Annotated in this window: 24 protein-coding genes; 17 read left to right on the forward strand and 7 right to left on the reverse strand. The window is 66.4% G+C overall.

Features of this window, described 5'->3' with window-relative positions; genetic code table 11:
* Nucleotides 1-138 precede the first annotated feature (138 nt).
* Nucleotides 139-1110 carry a zinc-dependent alcohol dehydrogenase family protein gene (locus AC1VNM_RS09555; RefSeq protein ID WP_483106741.1) on the forward strand — a complete coding sequence of 324 codons (972 nt, stop codon included), beginning with the start codon at nucleotides 139-141 and terminating at the stop codon, nucleotides 1108-1110.
* A gap of 3 nt (nucleotides 1111-1113) precedes the next feature.
* On the opposite strand, the gene AC1VNM_RS09560 is transcribed toward AC1VNM_RS09555, so the two are convergent.
* A complete protein-coding gene (locus AC1VNM_RS09560; RefSeq protein ID WP_483106742.1) occupies nucleotides 1114-2490 on the reverse strand; it encodes a hypothetical protein in 1377 nt (458 codons plus the stop codon).
* 274 nt (nucleotides 2491-2764) lie between these two features.
* Between AC1VNM_RS09560 and AC1VNM_RS09565 the strand changes: the two genes are divergently transcribed.
* Genes AC1VNM_RS09565 through AC1VNM_RS09575 form a run of 3 tightly spaced genes read left to right on the forward strand, consistent with a single transcriptional unit; the run spans nucleotide 2765 to nucleotide 4168 of the window.
* Nucleotides 2765-3337 (forward strand): YceI family protein, encoded by a 573-nt coding sequence (locus AC1VNM_RS09565; protein ID WP_483106743.1) that lies wholly within the window; start codon nucleotides 2765-2767, stop codon nucleotides 3335-3337.
* Between the two features lie 55 nt (nucleotides 3338-3392).
* Nucleotides 3393-3647 (forward strand): hypothetical protein, encoded by a 255-nt coding sequence (locus AC1VNM_RS09570; protein WP_377154513.1) that lies wholly within the window; start codon nucleotides 3393-3395, stop codon nucleotides 3645-3647.
* An 11-nt stretch (nucleotides 3648-3658) separates the two neighbouring features.
* Entirely contained in the window at nucleotides 3659-4168 is a 510-nt protein-coding gene (locus tag AC1VNM_RS09575; protein ID WP_483106744.1) for a hypothetical protein, read from the forward strand.
* 46 nt (nucleotides 4169-4214) lie between these two features.
* Here AC1VNM_RS09575 and AC1VNM_RS09580 read toward each other — a convergent pair whose 3' ends face one another.
* The gene (locus AC1VNM_RS09580) at nucleotides 4215-4982 is read right to left on the reverse strand and encodes a DUF72 domain-containing protein (protein ID WP_483106745.1); all 768 of its coding nucleotides are present in this window, start codon (nucleotides 4980-4982) and stop codon (nucleotides 4215-4217) included.
* A gap of 149 nt (nucleotides 4983-5131) precedes the next feature.
* On the opposite strand from AC1VNM_RS09580, the gene AC1VNM_RS09585 reads away from it, so the two are divergent.
* The 5 genes from AC1VNM_RS09585 to AC1VNM_RS09605 all read left to right on the forward strand — a co-directional run bounded on the left by AC1VNM_RS09585 (nucleotide 5132) and on the right by AC1VNM_RS09605 (nucleotide 8065).
* Nucleotides 5132-5440: a hypothetical protein gene (locus tag AC1VNM_RS09585; protein WP_377154507.1), complete on the forward strand. Its 309-nt coding sequence runs from the start codon at nucleotides 5132-5134 to the stop codon at nucleotides 5438-5440.
* A gap of 164 nt (nucleotides 5441-5604) precedes the next feature.
* Nucleotides 5605-5874 carry a hypothetical protein gene (locus AC1VNM_RS09590; protein WP_431104029.1) on the forward strand — a complete coding sequence of 90 codons (270 nt, stop codon included), beginning with the start codon at nucleotides 5605-5607 and terminating at the stop codon, nucleotides 5872-5874.
* A gap of 93 nt (nucleotides 5875-5967) precedes the next feature.
* The gene (locus tag AC1VNM_RS09595; RefSeq protein ID WP_483106746.1) at nucleotides 5968-6489 is read left to right on the forward strand and encodes a hemerythrin domain-containing protein; all 522 of its coding nucleotides are present in this window, start codon (nucleotides 5968-5970) and stop codon (nucleotides 6487-6489) included.
* Nucleotides 6490-6588: 99 nt separating this feature from the next.
* On the forward strand, nucleotides 6589-7446 hold the full coding sequence (locus AC1VNM_RS09600) for an SDR family oxidoreductase (RefSeq protein WP_483106747.1): 858 nt from the start codon (nucleotides 6589-6591) through the stop codon (nucleotides 7444-7446).
* Between the two features lie 88 nt (nucleotides 7447-7534).
* Nucleotides 7535-8065 carry a cysteine hydrolase family protein gene (locus tag AC1VNM_RS09605; protein WP_483106748.1) on the forward strand — a complete coding sequence of 177 codons (531 nt, stop codon included), beginning with the start codon at nucleotides 7535-7537 and terminating at the stop codon, nucleotides 8063-8065.
* Between the two features lie 37 nt (nucleotides 8066-8102).
* Here AC1VNM_RS09605 and AC1VNM_RS09610 read toward each other — a convergent pair whose 3' ends face one another.
* Complete coding sequence (locus AC1VNM_RS09610) at nucleotides 8103-8582, reverse strand: ExbD/TolR family protein (RefSeq protein ID WP_483106749.1); 480 nt, start codon at nucleotides 8580-8582, stop codon at nucleotides 8103-8105.
* 176 nt (nucleotides 8583-8758) lie between these two features.
* Here AC1VNM_RS09610 and AC1VNM_RS09615 point away from each other — a divergent pair, with 176 nt between their 5' ends.
* Complete coding sequence (locus AC1VNM_RS09615) at nucleotides 8759-9166, forward strand: DUF3224 domain-containing protein (protein WP_483106750.1); 408 nt, start codon at nucleotides 8759-8761, stop codon at nucleotides 9164-9166.
* 129 nt (nucleotides 9167-9295) lie between these two features.
* Here AC1VNM_RS09615 and AC1VNM_RS09620 read toward each other — a convergent pair whose 3' ends face one another.
* Together AC1VNM_RS09620 and AC1VNM_RS09625 are read right to left on the reverse strand one after the other, a co-directional pair.
* A complete protein-coding gene (locus AC1VNM_RS09620) occupies nucleotides 9296-10078 on the reverse strand; it encodes an SDR family oxidoreductase (protein WP_483106751.1) in 783 nt (260 codons plus the stop codon).
* A complete protein-coding gene (locus tag AC1VNM_RS09625; RefSeq protein ID WP_483106752.1) occupies nucleotides 10075-10404 on the reverse strand; it encodes a nuclear transport factor 2 family protein in 330 nt (109 codons plus the stop codon). Before AC1VNM_RS09625 ends, AC1VNM_RS09620 begins: the two co-directional genes overlap by 4 nt.
* Before the next feature lie 101 nt (nucleotides 10405-10505).
* Between AC1VNM_RS09625 and AC1VNM_RS09630 the strand changes: the two genes are divergently transcribed.
* Nucleotides 10506-11414 carry a LysR family transcriptional regulator gene (locus tag AC1VNM_RS09630; RefSeq protein ID WP_377154489.1) on the forward strand — a complete coding sequence of 303 codons (909 nt, stop codon included), beginning with the start codon at nucleotides 10506-10508 and terminating at the stop codon, nucleotides 11412-11414.
* A 36-nt stretch (nucleotides 11415-11450) separates the two neighbouring features.
* On the opposite strand, the gene AC1VNM_RS09635 is transcribed toward AC1VNM_RS09630, so the two are convergent.
* On the reverse strand, nucleotides 11451-12467 hold the full coding sequence (locus tag AC1VNM_RS09635) for a 1-aminocyclopropane-1-carboxylate deaminase (RefSeq protein WP_483106753.1): 1017 nt from the start codon (nucleotides 12465-12467) through the stop codon (nucleotides 11451-11453).
* A gap of 135 nt (nucleotides 12468-12602) precedes the next feature.
* On the opposite strand from AC1VNM_RS09635, the gene AC1VNM_RS09640 reads away from it, so the two are divergent.
* The 6 genes from AC1VNM_RS09640 to AC1VNM_RS09665 all read left to right on the forward strand — a co-directional run bounded on the left by AC1VNM_RS09640 (nucleotide 12603) and on the right by AC1VNM_RS09665 (nucleotide 17386).
* Nucleotides 12603-13118, forward strand: a complete 516-nt coding sequence (locus AC1VNM_RS09640) for an Lrp/AsnC family transcriptional regulator (protein ID WP_377154485.1) — start codon at nucleotides 12603-12605, stop codon at nucleotides 13116-13118.
* Nucleotides 13119-13413: 295 nt separating this feature from the next.
* The gene (locus AC1VNM_RS09645; RefSeq protein ID WP_483106754.1) at nucleotides 13414-15000 is read left to right on the forward strand and encodes a GMC family oxidoreductase; all 1587 of its coding nucleotides are present in this window, start codon (nucleotides 13414-13416) and stop codon (nucleotides 14998-15000) included.
* 103 nt (nucleotides 15001-15103) lie between these two features.
* Entirely contained in the window at nucleotides 15104-15901 is a 798-nt protein-coding gene (locus AC1VNM_RS09650) for an alpha/beta fold hydrolase (protein ID WP_483106755.1), read from the forward strand.
* Nucleotides 15902-15935: 34 nt separating this feature from the next.
* Entirely contained in the window at nucleotides 15936-16187 is a 252-nt protein-coding gene (locus AC1VNM_RS09655; RefSeq protein ID WP_483106756.1) for a hypothetical protein, read from the forward strand.
* Nucleotides 16188-16278: 91 nt separating this feature from the next.
* Nucleotides 16279-17106 (forward strand): hypothetical protein, encoded by an 828-nt coding sequence (locus tag AC1VNM_RS09660; protein ID WP_483106757.1) that lies wholly within the window; start codon nucleotides 16279-16281, stop codon nucleotides 17104-17106.
* A 34-nt stretch (nucleotides 17107-17140) separates the two neighbouring features.
* Nucleotides 17141-17386 (forward strand): NIF family HAD-type phosphatase, encoded by a 246-nt coding sequence (locus AC1VNM_RS09665; protein WP_483106758.1) that lies wholly within the window; start codon nucleotides 17141-17143, stop codon nucleotides 17384-17386.
* Nucleotides 17387-17437: 51 nt separating this feature from the next.
* Here the strand turns inward: AC1VNM_RS09665 and AC1VNM_RS09670 are convergent, their stop codons facing one another.
* Entirely contained in the window at nucleotides 17438-17647 is a 210-nt protein-coding gene (locus tag AC1VNM_RS09670) for a hypothetical protein (RefSeq protein ID WP_483106759.1), read from the reverse strand.
* Nucleotides 17648-17724 lie beyond the last annotated feature (77 nt).

The raw sequence follows: 17724 nt of genomic DNA on the forward strand, positions 1-17724 counted from the left end.
CAAGGCCTGACCCATCACCATCGCCGGCAGGAGGGTTGAAGTTCATCGCCTCAACATATCGACGATTTGCGATATGACAATGGCGACGTTCCGCAGAAATCGGCGGAGCGAGACAGACCTCAACCTTTGCGAGCCCCCATGAAAGCCATCGTCCTGACCGCCTTCGGCGACGTCGAGCACCTGCAGCTGCAGGAGATCCCCGTGCCGGACGTCGATCCCGGTGAACTCCTCGTGCGCGTCATCGCCACGTCCATCAATCCGCTGGACTATCAGATCCGCCGCGGCGACTACCCGGCGTACGTGCCCCTGCCAGCCGTCATCGGGCACGACGTGTCCGGCGTGGTCGAGCGCGTCGGCGCCGGCGTGCACGACTTCAAGCCCGGCGACGAGGTCTTCTACACACCGAAGATCTTCGGCCCCAAGGGCGGCAGCTACGCCGAGTTCAACGTCGTCCCGCAGGAGCTGGTGACGCACAAGCCGCGCAACCTGACGCACGCCGAAGCGGCGTCGACCACGCTGGTCGGCGGCACCGCCTGGGAAGCGTTGGTGTCGCGCGCCCGTCTGCAGCCTGCTGAAACCGTCCTGATCCACGGCGGCGCCGGCGGCGTCGGCTCCATCGCCATTCAGCTCGCCAAGACGATGGGCGCACGGGTGCTGACCACCTGCAGAGCCCCGCAGGCCGACTTCGTCCGCTCGCTCGGCGCGGATGAGGCGATCGACTACGAGTCCGGCGACTACGTCGACCACGTGCGTGAGCTGACGGGTGCCCGCGGCGTGAACGTCGTGCTGGACACCATCGGCGGCAGGACGCTCGAGCGTTCGCCGCAGGTCCTGGCGGATGCGGGACGCGTCGTGTCGATCGTCGACATCGCGACGCCTCAGAACCTGAATGCCGCCTGGGGCGTGAATGCGGAGTACCACTTCGTCTTCACCAGGCAGAACCGCGGCAAGCTGCTCGCGCTGAAGGACCTGATGGAGCGAGAGCGCATCCGGCCGGTCATCGGCGCCACCTTCCCGCTGGCCCGGATCGGCGCGGCGCACACGGCCCTCGAAAACGGTCGGAACGGCGATCAACCGCTCCGTGGCAAGGTCGTCATCGAGGTGGGTTGAGGATCAGTTGCGCGTGATTGCCAGGAACTCGGAGAAGATGCTCGCCAGGTTTCCCTCCGTCCCCGCGCTGGCGGTGAACGCCCGCAACTGCATCTCGCACAGCACCAGCTTCTTTTGCCTTTCCGCATGATCCTGCTGGTCGGAAGCCACTCGGCCGTCGATCATGTCGAACCCGAAGTTGATGCCGATGTCGGTGATGAGGTCGCCGATCTCGGCCCCTTGCACAAAATCGAAAGGCCTCTGGTTGATCGGATTGATGAACAGCTTCTGCATCTCCTGAAGAATGGCATTCAGATCGTCCGTGACGGGATTTGGCACCGGGATGTTGGCCTGCCGGCTCGCCGTTTCGATCAACCCGGAGACCGCTTTCAAGGTTGCAACGGGGTCCACCATCTCATCCTCGTCAACCAGGGACTGACCGAGGGCTTCCACACGATCGGCAGAGAATCCGATGATCTGGTTGTAGGGCCCCTGACCGGAAAATAGATTGGCTTCATTCAAGTACACCGTGTCGTAGACCTTCTTGGTGATGTCGTGCACCGTTTCACCATCCGTCGAAACGCCAACGGCATTGCCGATTTCCATCATCCTTCTTTTGCGCGCAGGCGGATCGGCCGTGTACTTGCCGTACTCCACCTCCAGCGCCCGTTTCAGGCTGGCGTTGCGGATCACATGACGGATGTTGTCGCCTGCTCCGAAACCGAGCTTGGTCTTGAGGTCACCGCTCCATGTCGGACGACTGAGGCCCGTCACCGTGAACTTCTTGAGGACCGGCGTCGTCTTGTCGCCTTTTGTCTTCCGTTCTCGCCCCGCCAGCCAGGTCATGAAGGCGCCCAGAAATTCGGACGCGTCGGCGAAGTTGATGTTGTGCTCGCGGATGTAGGCCACCAGCTGCGACTTGATGCCGTACGACTTGAAGTCGTTCTTTTCGAGATGGGGAACGACAACCTCGCTGTGCAGAGCGTTGATGCGTCGAGAGGCATGTGTGAATGTGTCGGTGCCGATCTTGATCACCCGTTGCACCGTGGGTGTCGGCGGGTGCCGGAGATGCGGCAGGCGCCATTGGCCGGGCACCACGCCCGCGAGTTGCGCGATGTCCCCATCGCTCTTCGAAGTACGCCCATCCGGCGCCGTTGCGGATGAGCCGTCTCGTATCGAGGCGATCAATGCGCGTTGGGCAGCAATCCGAGGACTGTGCTCGATCGCCTCCCTCAGCGCTCGCTGAGCCACGGTGGCCGGGCTGCTGCCAGGGAATGTCAGGGCCTCGCCCGGTTGGAAGACGCGCTCGGCAGCGGGTTGGCGGCTCTGTTCAGCGGATCGAGGCTTCGCCGCATGTTCCATCGCATGGGCCTCCAGGTTCCAGATCGAAGGGATCCGCATTGCACGGCGTGCCAGCGGACTGATCGAATCTAGAGAGCAGCGCCGCCGTGCGGCATCGGAGGGATGCCGAATCCGGCCTTCAGGAAATCGCAGACGCACGCCGTGACACAGGCGACGAGCCGATCCACCGCACTGCTGGCACGTCATGACAGTAATGTCGACGGCTGATTGCGCCGCAACGCGGCGGCTGGATGATGATCCGACCTTGTCGAAATCCGTCCACCCGATTCGTCGTCAGACAGGCACTCCGGCCCAACCCACTCAAGGAACTCCGATGAACTCGCTGCTGCTCGTCCCCGCCCTGCTCTTCTCCGCCGCCGCCGCGCAGGCCGCGCCCGTGACCTACGACATCGACCCGTCGCACACCTACCCCAGCTTCGAGGCCGACCACATGGGCATGTCCCACTGGCGCGGCAAGCTCAACAGGAGCGCCGGCACCATCGTCTACGACAAGGCCACCGGCGCGGGCAGCGTCGACGTGAAGATGGACCTGGCCAGCATCGACTTCGGCCTGGACGCAATGAACGCCTGGGCCACCGGCGACAAGTTCTTCAACGTCGAGAAGAACCCGAGCGCCACGTTCAAGGGCCGCTTCGACGGCGCCAAGGGCGGCGTGCCGACCCAGGTGGTGGGCGAGCTCACGCTGAACGGCAAGACCCGACCCTTGACGCTGACGATCCACCAACTCAAGTGCATGCCGCACCCGATGCTCAAGCGCGACTTCTGCGGCGCCGACGCCTCGGGCAGCTTCAACCGCGAGGAGTTCGGACTGGCTGCGGGCAAGGACTACGGCTTCAAGATGGACGTGGCCCTGCGCATCCAGGTGGAAGCCGTCGCGAAGGAGTGACCTCGGGACGCCAGGCGCGGGCTGTTACCCTCCTGGCCCCGTCGAAGGCTTCTTCATGCTGCACATCTCCCCCGTCAAAATCGCCGCCGGCATCGCGGCCATCGTCCTGGCCGTGACCGGACTGTTCTACTTCTCCGAGGCTCGCCAGGGCGTGGTGAACATGTTCGCGGCCCGCAAGAAGCCACCGGCGGCGCAGACGACTCGTCAGGCCGACGCCACGGCGACCGCCTCCGGCGTGCGTGTCATCCCCATCGGCGTCGCGCCCCAGGCGAGTTCGGCCCCCGCGAGGCGCTCGTCGAGCGGCGGTTGACCCGCCCTGCCATGCGCCTGTCGCGCCGCTTCGACGACGCCCTGATGATCCCGCCCGATGCGCTCGGCGCGATGGATGCGCCTTTGCTCTCGTCGCTGCGCGCCTGGTGCGAGAGCGGCGCCTTCCCGGTCGTCACGGAGCCGCTGCGCGCGGCCAGCATCGCGCCTCACAACGGCCTGGATGGCGTCGCGTGCGAACTCGACGGCAGCCATGAACTGGCACGCCTGGGCCGCTGGCGAGGCCTGCAATGGCGCTTGCAGATCTTGTGGCGCGAATGCGTGATGCAGCGAGGCGCTCAGCCTCACGACCCGTGGGATTGCGGTTGGTGGCGAGCGGGTCCGCTGGAGTCCGCCGCGGCGTTCCGACCGCGCCGGCCCACGTTGTTGATGGTGCATGAATCGGACCCTGCCGTCGTCGCGGCACTGCTCGCCACCCTGCGCGCAAACAGTCCGGCTTATACGAAGCCCGTGCGTGTGCTGGTGGTATCGGCCATGTCCGTCGCCGGCATCGATCGCCTCTAGCCACGGCCCGTGGCGCGTCTTCGCTTGAACGATCCCGCGCCAGCGATCACGGACCCTTGAGACCGCCGCTCAGCAAGGCCTGCAGTCGCAACGCGTCGTCGGCGGCCGCCCCGGAGGCGGTGTTGTCGAAGACGCACCAGACCTGCGTGCCCGTCGGCCACCGCGAGATCTCCGATGCCTGCGCGGCGAGCCAGTCATCCTCATACCGCGACCAGTACATGCGCGGCGAGCCGTGCCAGCGGTAGTAGACCGTGGCGCCGCGACCGTCGCCCTTCTCCCCCAGCCATCCGCCCGGCGCGGCCGCACCGTCCGGTTTCGCGGGATCCGCGGCGACGCGTCCGACACGTTCCTCGATGAGCAGCCGCTCGGCGGCCGCGGTGAACCAGCTCGGGTGCCGGGGCTCGCACAGCACGGCGCCTTCGAATCCAGCGTGGATCGAACGGAAGAAGGCGCGCGCCGTCCTCGTGTCCAGGTCGAGCGACGGCGGCAGTTGCACGAGCAACGCGGCCAGCCGATCGCCCAGCCCGGCCAGCGACGCGGTGAAGGCCCGGACCTCCGCGCGAGGCACCTTCAGCCGAGCGCCGTGCGTCATCGCTTCCGGCACCTTCGCCGAGAAGCGGAAGTCCGCCGGCGTTTCGTTCGCCCAGCGCTCAAACGTCGTTGGCCGGTGGGTGCGGCTGAAGGTCGTGTTGATCTCGGCGCATTCGAGGACGCGGGCATAACGCGTCAGCTGACTGCCGTCGCCGGGGAAGGAGGACGCGACGGCCTTGGGGATGCTCCAACCGGCGGTGCCGATGCGGACGGTGACGGGCATGCGGGCGACTCCGGGACGACAGGTTCTGCCGGACGGTGGCAAGCGGCGCACCGCCCCGGCGATGGCAACCGGCATGGCCGAGCCGGCATGCGCATTGCCCATTTCCTGCTGTCGGTGTCTTTGCCGACGCGCACAACGTGGAGACCATCATGGCTCAGCAACCCAACGCGCAGAACCCGCAGCAGGCCCCGGGCGGACAAGGCCAGCAGAAGCAGCAACAACAGCAGCATCAGCAAGGCCAGCAAGGACAGAACCAGCCCGGCGGCCAGCAGCAAGGATCAGGATCGCAAGGCCAGCGGCAGTCGCCGCAGCAGGGCCAGCCCGGCAGCGGCCGGCAAGGCCAGATGAACGAAGGTTCGCAGCAGCAGCAGAACCCGCAGACCTCCCGCGATCAGTCCAACCGCGCCTCCAAGGACGATCAAGGCCAGGACAGCGACTCGTCGCGCGACGATCGCTGAAGGCTCGTCCTTTCGAACGGCTTCGCGACGGCCTTGCCGCTGCCAGCCCGCGTCACCAGCCCCGGCCCGCCGGGGCTTTTTTTCGTCCCCCCGCCGCAGGTCCTCCGCAGTCCTCCGCTGAATGCCGTGGACCATCGCTGGCGAGCCGCTTGCCTCGGCGGGTGATGGACCCACTGCTCAACGCGCTTCAATGGCCCGCGATGGTCGTCACGCTCGTCGCCGCCTGGCTGGTCGGCGGTCGCAGCGCGCGGCGCCGGACCTGGGGCTTCTGGGTCTTCGTGCTCAGCAATCTGCTGTGGTGCGTCTGGGGCGCCTTCACGCAGTCGTACGCCCTGATCGTCCTGCAGCTGGGTCTGTTCGCGATGAACCTGCGCGGCGTGCGCAAGAACAAGAAGGAGGACGAAGAAGCTGCGGCGTCGGACGATCCCGGTTAGCGGACGCGCGGCGGGCATCGCCTTTGCCAATGAACTTGCTGCGGCGAGCCATGAGGGCTCGCCGCCCCAGCCATCACCGCCAGGAGAACTTCCATGCCATCCACGACGACCGCGACCACCAGCCGCAAATCGACCACCCGCCGCACGACCACCGCGCGCACGAAGACACCGGACGCCGTGAGCCTGCTGCGCGCCGATCACAAGCTGGTCGCCGGGCTCTTCGAGCAATTCGAGAAGTCGCGCTCCACCGCGAAGAAGAAGCAGCTCGTCTCGCAGATCTGCCTGGAGCTGACGGTGCACGCCCAGGTCGAGGAAGAGATCTTCTACCCGGAAGTCCAGGCCGCGTTGAAGGACAAGGAGCTCGTCCCCGAGGCGCGTGTCGAGCACCAGAGCATCAAGGACCTGATCGCCGCCGTCGAAGGCGTCGAGCCTGGCGGCGAGGACTATGACGCCAAGGTCAAGGTCATGAGCGAATGGGTCAAGCATCACGTCAAGGAAGAACAGAACGAGATGTTCCCGAAGGCGAAGAAGTCCGGACTGGACATGGCCGAGCTCGGCGAACGGATCCTGCAGCGCAAGCAGGAACTGATGGCGCAGGAGCAGGCCAAGCATTGATCGCGGCGCGAGATCGGCGCCACAGGCATCCGCGTTGCCGCATCTGCGTCACTGCGGATGCGGCAACGCGGTCGCCGCGTCTTTCCCAGGAGTATTCCGATGACGGACAAGATCGCCTTTCCGAAGCAGTCACAGCCATGGCCGGGCCTCGCCCGCGACATGACGCCGCCGCCCGACCACGGCGAGAAGAGCTACGTGGGGCATGGCCGACTCGCCGGTCGCCGCGCCTTGATCACCGGCGGTGACAGCGGCATCGGCCGCGCGGCCGCGATCGCCTTCGCGCGCGAGGGCGCTGACGTCGCGATCAACTACCTGCCCGACGAGGAGCCCGACGCGCGCGAGGTGATCGCGCTCATCCGGGAGACCGGACGCCAGGGGATCGCGCTGCCGGGCGACCTGCGCGAGGAGGCCTTCTGCCAGCGGCTGGTGGCGGACGCGGTGCGCGAGCTCGGCGGCCTGGACATCCTCGTCAACAACGCGGCCCGGCAGCAGAGCCACGAATCGATCCTGGACATCAGCACCGAGCAGTTCGACTGGACCTTCAAGACCAACATCTACGCGCCGTTCTGGCTGTCCAAGGCGGCGATCCCGCATCTCGCGCCGGGCAGCTCGATCATCAACACGGCGTCCGTCAACTCGTACGACCCGGGCGAGAACCTGCTGGACTACGCGTCCACCAAGGGCGCGATCCTGATCTTCACCAAGGGGCTCGCGAAGCAGCTGGCCAAGCAGGGCATCCGCGTCAACGCGGTCGCGCCGGGGCCGTTCTGGACGCCGCTGCAGGTCTGCGGCGGTCAGACGCAGGAGAAGTTGCAGAAATTCGGCACCGACACGCCGATGGGGCGGGCGGGTCAGCCCGCGGAACTGGCGGCGGTGTACGTGCTGCTGGCGTCGGCGGAGTCCGGCTACGCCACCGGGCAGGTCTACGGCGCGTCGGGCGGACGCGGCGATCCATGAAAGCGCGTTGACCATGCCATCCCGTTCCAGCGCCCGCGCGATCGACCGGAAGGTCGCGAGCGGGACGGGCATGCCGCGTTCACGCAAGGTGCTGCTGCTGGTGGACTTCATCAATCCGCTTCGCTTCGAAGGCGCCGGGGACATCGCCGACGCGGCGGTGGAAGCGGCGCGCGCCACCGCGCGGCTGAGGAAGCAGTTCCATGCCGACGGGTCGTGCGTCATCTACGTCAACGACAACTTCGGCCAGTGGCGGTCGGATGTGCAGACGCTGCTGCGCGAATGCCGCAAAGCGGGCGGCGCCGCCGCCGAACTGGCACGGCTGCTGCCGCCCGCCAAGGCCGACCTGCTGATCCTCAAGCCGCGGCATTCCGGCTTCTACGCGACGCCGCTGGATCTTCTCCTGGCGCAGCTGGGCGCCAAGGATCTCGTCATCACGGGTCTCGCGACGGACTATTGCGTCAAGTGCACGGCGATGGACGCGTATGTCCGCGGCTATCGCGTGGCAGTCCCCGCCGACTGCACGGCCTCCGAATCGGAGCAGCGAAAGCACGAGGCGCTCGATTGGATGAAGGACGTGCTGAAAGCGCGGATCACGGCGGTCCCACAACACGCTCGGTGAGCGGCGGTGTCAGGTCTTGCCCAGCTGCTCGTGAGGCTCAGAGATGGTCGATGACCCTCGGGGCGTCGGCCGGCACGCCGCGGATGCGCATCGGCCCCTCTCCGATCAGGTCGACCGATGCCACGCCATTGCGCTGAGCGGCAGCCATGACGGCCATGAACGCACCGTAGCGGGCCCATTTGTGCGGCACGACATGGATCGCCGGCTGCTGAGCGATGGCCTCGGCACCGATGGCGCTCATCCGGCGCTCGAGGGCCGCGCGATCGGCCAGCACCTCGCCATCCCAGGTGACGTCCCCGGCCTGGTCGATGATGACGATGTGGACTGGAGGCCCCTCCGGACCCATCGCACCCAGGCAACCGTCGCCGGGAAGATCAAAGCCGATCTCATGAAGCGACGGAGGAACCGCCGCCATCCACAGCGCCAACAAGGCGAGCAGCACGCCGCCGAGGGGCGCCGTGCTCGCGGCGATGAAGCGCGTGGGCTCTGCGTGTTCGGAAAAGTGGAGCTTGCTCATTCCCGGTCCGGTCAGCGTCTCGTGCCGAGCATATCCAATGACTAGACTATCCGGATGACGACGCCGCCGTTGCGGTGTCCGTTCTGAGCCGCCTGGAGCAGGGATTTCAGCATTCCCGTCATGCCAGGATGAAGCGGCCCGTCATCATCGATTGGTAGATCGACCCCGAGGCCACCATGACCCAGACCCACACCCTCCGCGGCACCTTCGACGTGCAGATGACGCCGCTGACCCCGGCGCCTGAAGAGGCCGAGGCGAACCTCGGCCATCTGCTGCTTCGCAAGCAGTTCCACGGCGAACTCGACGCGACCGGCCTCGGCCACATGCTGGCCTTCCGCAGCGCGGAGCCAAGTTCGGCCGGCTACATCGCCATGGAGCGCGTCGAGGGCCGGGTGGCGGGCCGCAGCGGCTCGTTCATGCTGATGCACTTCGGCGAGATGAATCGCGGCACGCCCAAGCTGATCGTCCAGGTCGTGCCCGATTCCGGCACCGGCAAACTGGTCGGCCTGAGCGGCACGCTCAGCATCGACGTGCGGGACGGCAAACACTTCTACGAATTCAGCTACCACCTCCCGGCGGAGTGAAGCCGCAGCTTCCGAGACTTCAATCGCCCGTCTTCCGCAAGCGTCCGCCTTTGCGGACCACGCAAATACTTGAGTCTCTTGGGGTCAGGACTTGCTACCCCCCGTCCGGGAACGGCACGCCCCGTCGCCCTACACCGTCGGGACGGTCCCGCCGTCGATCAGATGCTCCGACCCCGAGATCGAGCCGGCGCGCGGCGACACCAGGAAGGTGATCAGATCCGCCACCTCCTGAGGTTTGGCCGGCCTGCCCAGTGGAATGCCGCCGAGCGACTGCATGATGATCCGCTTCCCGCCCTCGTAGTCCGTGCCGGCCTGGGCCGCCAGCCGCTGCGCCAGCGCCACGGCTGCTTCCGTCTCGATCCAGCCCGGTGCGACGCTCAGCACCCGGACGCCCTTCGGCGTCACCTCCTTCGACAGGGCCTTGCTGTAGGTGGACAGGGCCGCCTTGGCCGCGGCGTAGGCCGTCGTCGACTCCGGCAGCGGCAGCAGCCGCTGGATCGAGCTCACATGAACGATGACGCCCGACCCCTGCGCCAGCATGGCGGGCAGCAGCGCGCGGTCCAGGCGCACCGCGGGCATCAGGTTCTGGTTCAGCTCGCTGAACCATTGCGCATCGTCCAGCGCCGCGAACCCGCCTCCGGGCGCGCTGGATCCACCGAGCAGGTTGACCAGGATGTCGACGCCGCCCCACCGCTCGAGCGCGATCTGCGCGACGCGGCTCGCGCCCTCGGCCGTCGACAGATCGGCGGCGACGTAGAACGCGCCGTCCGTGGATGACGCCGGCACGGACCGCGCCGTGGTCATTACCCGTGCGCCGGCATCGAGCAGGCTCTGCACGACTGCGGCTCCCACGCCCTTGGTACCGCCCGTGACCAGCGCCCGGAGGCCGTCCAGTTGGAGATCGAAACTCATGCGGTGATCTCCAGCTGTGCGATCAGGCCGCGCTCAAGGCGGAAGTGATACCTGAGATCGACCGGGCTGCCGGGGAAATTCCCGACCACATGGCTGCTCACGACGTGACCGCCCTCCTCCGGCGCCACGGCGAACGGCTCGCTCGTGTACGTGTACCTGGCCGCCGCCTCGGCCTTCCACGCCTTGATGGCATCGCGGCCCGTGTAGGTGCGCCCCTCGTCCTTCACGACCGCCTGGGCGGTGAAGCATCGGGCAAGGCTGTCCGGGTTCTGCCTGTCGGCGGCGAAGTAGGCGGCGATGGGATCGGGAAGGATCGATTCGTTCATGACGAGACTCCTTTCAGGCTTCGAAGTCCCTAGCTTCCGCCCGATGGAGACATTAGAGAATCACCTAGAATCTGGATAGGCCATGTAGCAACGGATACAGAATGCGTGGATCGGAATTCGCCGAACTGAAGGCCTTCGTCGCGGTGGTCGAGCGGGAGAGCTTCGCCCGCGCCGCCGAGCATCTCGGCCTGTCCCCTTCGGCGCTGAGCCAGACGATCCGGCAACTGGAAGAACGGCTCGGCGCGCGGCTGCTGAACCGCACCACCCGCAGCGTGGCGCCGTCGACCAGCGGGGAGCAGCTCTACCGGCGCGTCGCCCCGCTCTTCCGGGAAATGGCCGACGCCGTCGCCGAGGCCAGCGCGGCGACCGGCCAGATGGGCGGAACGCTGCGCATCAACACGCTGGGGATGGCGGCACGAACCGTCATCGCGCCACGACTCGGCCGGTTCCATCGTGCGCATCCGGATGTGGCGCTCGACATCGTGGTGGACGACGCGTTGAGCGACATCGTCGCCGGTCGCTTCGATGCCGGCATCCGCGTGGGCGCTCAGCTGGAGAAGGACATGGTCGCCGTGCGCCTGACCCCCGACGTGCGCATGATCGCGGTGGCGTCGCCCGACTATCTGGCGAGCCGCGGCACGCCGCAGTCACCCGCCGACCTGCACGGCCATGCCTGCATCAACTGGCGGCTGCAGCTCGACGGCCGCGTGTATCGATGGGAGTTCAAGAAGAAGGGCAAACGCGTCGAGGTCGCGGCGGAAGGCCCCCTGGTCACCAACCACTCCGACATCGGTGTCGCCGCGGCGCTGCAAGGGCTGGGCATCACCTATGCCTTCGACCGCGAGCACGTCGACGAGTGGCTCGCCCAGGGGCGTCTGGTGCAGGTCCTCGCCGACTGGACGATCACGCGGCCCGGGCTCTTCCTCTACTACTCGAACCGCCGCCATCGCCCCGCGGCGTTGAGCGCCTTCATCGACTGCCTGCTGGATCGCGACTTGACTCCGGCTTAGGCTGGCCGTTAGCGCAACGAGCTCTCGCGCCTGCCGTCAGCCGTTGCGGAAGAGGAAGCTGTAGGCGTTCAGCGCGGGCACGCCGCCCAGATGCGCGTAGAGGACGCGCGAGCCCTCCGGGAACTCGCCCTTGCGCACCTTGTCGATCATGCCGTGCATGGACTTCCCCTCATACACCGGGTCGGTCAGCATGCCCTCCTGCCGTGCGCACAGACGGATCGACTCTAGCGTGCCGTCGTTCGGCAGGCCGTATTCCGGTCCGCCGTAGCGGTCGTCCAGCACCACATCGCTGTCCTGGAGGGAGCGCCCCAGTTCCACGATCTCGGCAGTGTGGCGCGCGATGCGCAGGATCTGCGCGCGGGTCTTGTCGGGTCTGGCCGAGGCATCGATGCCGATGACCCGGTCGGCACGACCGTCCGCGGCGAAGCCGACCACCATGCCGGCCTGCGTGCTGCCGGTCACCGAGCAGACCACGATGTAGTCGAACCGGAAGCCCAGGGCCTGTTCCTGCTGTCGCACTTCCTCCGCGAAGCCGACGAAGCCCAGTCCGCCGAGCGGATGCTCGGAGCAGCCCGCCGGGATCGGATAGGGCTTGCCGCCGGCGCGCTTCACGTCCTCGATCGCCTGCTCCCAGCTGGGACGGATGCCGATGTCGAATCCCGCCGCGTCCAGCGTGACCTCGGCGCCCAGGATGCGGGACATCTCGATGTTGCCGACCCGGTCATAGACCGCGTCGGAATAGTTGACCCAGTTCTCCTGCACGAGCACGCAGCGCAGGCCCAGGTGCGCGGCGACCGCGGCGACCTGGCGGGTCTGGTTGGACTGGATCCCGCCGATCGACACCAGCGTGTCATAGCCGCCTGCCAGGACCTCCGGGATGAGGTACTCGAGCTTGCGCGTCTTGTTGCCGCCGAAGGCCAGGCCGCTGTTGCAGTCCTCGCGTTTCGCGTAGAGCTCGACCTTGCCGCCGAGGTGCTCGGACAGGCGCTTGAGCGGTTGGATCGGCGTGGGCCCGAAGGTCAGCGGATGACGGGGAAACTTCGACAGATTCATCGCAGGCACTCCTGATTGCGGGTCCATCGATGATAGGAACAAGCCTGAACAATGTTGCTGCAACATCACGGCCTTTCACGAGTCGATAGTTCTCCGTACAGTCGATTCAAATCACAAACCCTCTCGAAGGTCAGAATGAACGCAAGAAAAGTGCAGAGCAAGAGTGTCGTCGCCACGGATCTCTCGCCGGCCACCCTGGACAAGATCGACAAGGCGATCCTGAGGGCGCTGCAGAAGGATGCGTCGATCTCCAACGTGGCCCTCGCCGGCAAGGTCAACCTGAGTCCGCCAGCCTGCCTGAGGCGCGTGGAACGGCTCAAGGAGGCCGGCTACATCAAGGGCATCGTGGCGCTCCTCAATCCGTCCGCGCTGGATGCCGGGATGCTGGTGGTGATCGGCGTGGTGCTCGACCGCTCGACACCGGAATCGTTCGCGGCGTTCGAGAAGGCCGTGCAGAAGGTCCCCGGCTGCCAGGAATGCCATGTCGTGACCGGGGAGTTCGACTACTTCATGGTGGTCCGCGCCAAGGACAACGCCGGCTACAACCGCCTGCATGCGGAGCACCTCCTGCATCTGCCCGGCGTCCGGCAGGTGAGGTCCTTCATGGTCCTCAAGGAAGTGCTCTCCACCACCGCGATTCCGATTGCCTGAGTTCGCCCGGATCCCGTTCGGACTCCATTTGCACCTCGTTGAAGCCCGCTTGATTCCCCCTGAGGTCTTCCCTCAATGGCGCGTGGAATTAAATTTCTTCTCAGCCATCAATCCTCTAATCTTCTTAGGCGATCAAGCATGAAGATCGCATCAAGGCTTGTTCGAACGACGATGTTCACAACCTCATTTCGCGGCACTCCTCCTACCATTTCGTAGCCGCCAAGTCCTTCCTTTCTGATCGATGTCGCGGCCACTTCCGCGTCACAAGCCATCGGCCTTGGCCGATCAGAAAGCAATGGAACATTCGCATCCGAACCCGGTCAGCGCCGACGCTGCCGGAACGACCTACGACTTCATCATCTGCGGCGCCGGCACGGCCGGCTCCGTCGTCGCGGGTCGTCTCGCGCAGGACCCCAACGTCAAGGTGCTTCTCATCGAAGCGGGTGGCGACGACGATCTGCCGGAAGTGATGACGCCCGGCCAATGGCCGCTGAATCTCGGATCGGCGCGTGACTGGAACTTCAGCGGCGCGCCCAATCCGCATCTGAACCACCGGTCGATCCCGCTCAACATGGGTCGCGTCCTGGGCGGCGGATCCAGCATCAACGTGGGGCTCTGGGCGCGCGGCCACAAGAACGACTGGGAGGACTTCGCCGAGGAGTCCGGCAACCCCGCGTGGAACTACGAATCCGTGCTGAAGATCTACCGGCGCGTGGAGGACTACCGTGGGCCGGCCGATCCGCTGCGGCGGGGCGCGGGCGGTCCCGTCCACGTCGCCGCCGTGCAGGATCCGCAGCCGATCGCCCGGGCACTGGTGGAGGCCGCGCGCGCGAGCGACATCCCCCACTTCGACAGCCCCAACGGCGCCATGATGGAAGGCCTCGGCGGCGTCGCCTTCAACGACCTCATCGTCAAGGACGGCCGCAGGCATTCCATCTACCGCGCCTACGTCCACCCCCGACGCGGCCAGTCGAACCTGACGGTGCTCACCGGCACCGTGGTGAGCCGCCTGCAGTTCTCCGGCCGCCGCGTCGTGGGCGTGGAAGCGCAGCGCCACGGCCGCATCGAGCGCTTCAACGCCGATCGCGAAGTCATCCTGTCCCTGGGCGCCGTCAACACGCCCAAGCTCCTCATGCAGTCCGGCATCGGCCCCGCGGCGGAACTGCACCGTCACGGCATTCCCCTGGTCCAGCACCTCCCCGGCGTCGGCGAGAACCATCAGGACCATGTCTCCTTCGCGGCGATCTTCGAGTATGAGGAACCGCAGGCCGTGGGCTACGGCGGATCGGAAGCCACGCTGTACTGGAGCAGCAGCAGCGCCCTGCGACTGCCCGACATGTTCCATTGCCAGGTGGAGTTCCCGGTGCCGAGCGCGGAGAACGCCTCGCTCGGCGTTCCCGCCCATGGCTGGACGATGTTTGCCGGACTGGCCCATCCGCAGAGCCGCGGCCGCATCACGCTCTCCGGACGCGAGTTCACGGACGCCCCCGTGATCGACACCGGCACCTTGTCGCACCCGGACGACCTTCGCAGCGCGATCCGGAGCATCGAACTGGTCCGCGAACTCGGCGCGAGTCCGGCCTTCAAGGGGCTTGTCAAAGGCGAATCGCTGCCCGGCCGGATGCAGGGCGAGGCTCTGGCGCACTACCTCCGCAATGCCGCCGTGACCTACTGGCATCAGTCCTGCACGGCCAAGATGGGCCGCGACGCGATGGCGGTGGTGGACGGGCAGCTCAAGGTCTACGGCATCGACGGCCTGCGCATCGCCGATGCCTCGGTCATGCCGCACGTGACCAGCGGCAACACGATGGCGCCCTGCGTCGTCATCGGGGAGCGCGCCGTCGAGGAGCTCGTGTCGACCCACGGTCTCCGACTTCCCTGACCGGATCCCCTCGCCGGATCCTTCCACCCGATCGGACCGTGTCGTCGGTCATCCACCGGCCATGTTGGCCCGCATGCAGTTCCCCCACCCAAGGAGATTCATCATGAGCAGACAAGCCATCCTTTCCGCCGTCCTGGCCGTTTCCGCCACGGCCGGCCTGTCGGACCTCGCGTCCGCGCAGACGGCCCGGAGTAGCTCGGACGTCAAGCCTGCCCGGAACGTGGTGCTGGTGCACGGCGCCTTCGCCGACGGGTCGGGCTGGCGCGGTGTCCACGACGACCTCACGAAGCGCGGCTACCGCGTCACCATCGTGCAGAACCCGCTGACGTCGCTGGCGGACGATGTCGCCGCCACCAGGCGCGCACTGGCGCAGCAGGACGGCCCGACCGTGCTGGTGGGACATTCCTGGGGCGGCACCGTGATCACCGAAGCCGGCGTGGATCCCAAGGTCACGGCGCTGGTCTACGTGTCGGCCTTGTCGCCGGACGCCGGAGAGACGACGGCGCAGCAGTACGCCGGCTTCACCACGCCGCCGGAGTTCGTGCTCGACACGCTGCCCGACGGTTTCGGCATCGTCCGTCCGGACAAGTTCAAGGCCGGTTTCGCCGCGGACGCCAGCGATGCGGACGCCGCCTTCCTTCGCGACAGCCAGGTGCCGATCAACATGGCCTCGTTCGGCACGAAGCTGCAGAACACCGCCTGGCGCAGCAGGCCGAGCTGGGCGGTCATCGCGACCGACGACAAGGCCTTCGATCAGCGCATGCTGCAGTCGATGGCCAAGCGCATCGGCGCGTCCGTGACGGAGGTGAAGGCCAGTCACGCGGTGTTCATGACGCAGGCAAAGGTCGTGGCCGACGTCGTGCACCGGGCGGCGCAGCAGGGCGTGCAGGCCGCGCGCTGAGCGGACGGCGCGGCGGGCGTGGTGTCTTGCGAGCATGTTCTATACGCTCTGGACCTGTCACGCGTTGGCGCACTCCGTTCCCGTGCGACCGCTCAAGGAGATCGAAGCCGAGATGCAGGCCTGCTTCAGCAAGCCGGCCTGGGATCGCGAATCATGCGGTCCGGCCTTGTATCTCAAGGTCATCGGTCTCCCAGCGGATTACCAGTCCCGCGGGAAACAGGTCGTGGTCCCGCCGCCGCCGATCCCTGGCAACACGCCGGTGAGCCGCGCCGCATCGGCGCTCTGAATCTGCTCTTTTCACCGGTCGCCGGACTCCTGAGGGTCAGGCCTTGTCGGTACGAATAGACTGAGCACCGCCTTCGCCGCCGACAACGCCAATGCCCTTGATTCGCAAAGCCGCCCTGCCCCTTGCACTGATGCTCTCGACGGCGCTCGCGCAAGGCGCCCCCAGCGACATTCGCGACGTCGCTGCGGCAATCCTCCCCGTGCCTCTGGTCGCGGAGTACACGTGCGGCGCCTTTGCCGAGGCTGAGATGCGCCCGGCATTCGTGGCGAGGTGGTCCGACAAGGTCCGGTCGGCGGCATCGCCCCGCGCGACCCTGAAAGAGGCGTTGACCGAGTACGTCGGGCTCATGCGCTCGTTCTGCGACGACGTGCAGTCGGCGTTCAAGGGCAAGGACGCCCTCGTCGTCGAGATCTATGCAGCTCAATTGCCCGGCTTCGATACGGACATGTCCCGCGTCCTCGGCGACGCGAAAGTCATGTCGTGGCTGAAGCGGGAGACCGATTTCCTCAGGAAGAGCGTCGTGCTGGGCAATGCGTACCGGACGGCGAAGTTGATCGCTCCGGACCTCTTCGGACCGCCCGATCCCTTCCGGGTGAACCACGTCGAATACAAGCAACTCATGGAGATGTCCACGGGCACCATCGCCCAGATGGAGCGCTTCGATCTGATCACCCTGCTGCGCGATCCCGCCTTCATCGACAGCGCCCCCAAGGGAGTCGATCTTGACTGGTGGCGGACCGAAGAGAAATCCTTGCGGGAGGAAGGCAGCGGGCTCACCTGGAAGCTCAGCTTCAATTCGAACGCCAACGAGCTCACGCGCAGGTATGTGCTCTCGGAGGAATACCAGACCAGGCTGGGGCTGGCTCCGATCAGGGAACGCCATCTCCGGAGGTTCCGGACCGGGCCGCAGGGCAAGTAGCGGGCCATTTGCAGCTGGGCGACTGGAGGAAATCATGCCGAAGCGGCTGGTCGTGTTCGCCAAGGACCTCCGGAAGCTGCAGCGCTTCGGCTATCTGGTCGACGACGTGATCATCGTCGATGACAGCCCAGAGAAGATTGCCCGCCAGCCAAGATCGCATTTGCGGGTCGCGCCCTTCCTCGGCGATCCGTCGGATGCCGAGCTGCTTGTCGTTGAGAGGACGCTGGCGAGCTTCCTCAGCGAAGCGGATCCAAGCCCGACTGCCACCGAGGCGCCATGACATTCGCGTTGAAAGGCCTCAGAGCAGGCGGCGGCGCGTGAGCGCAGGGCCCTAGTGGCGATCAAGCGGCTCGCCCTTGCGCGAGACGATCAAGACAAACAGCGAAGTCAAGGTCGCAACACCAACGTAGAACGCAATCGGGTGCTGCGCCGGCGGGAAGAAGCGCCTGTCCACAGCCAGCAAGACCACGTAGCCGATCACCGTCGCCCAGCCCTGCCAAGTGACGGGAAAGCTCCAGCCGTAGCCCAGCTTCTTCTTCAAGAACCAATGATTCGTCATGGTCCGCATCCTCACATGGTGCGTGAATGATTCAGATTCGGTCACATCCGTGTAGATGC

The organism is Mitsuaria sp. MSU3D (assembly GCF_056867975.1).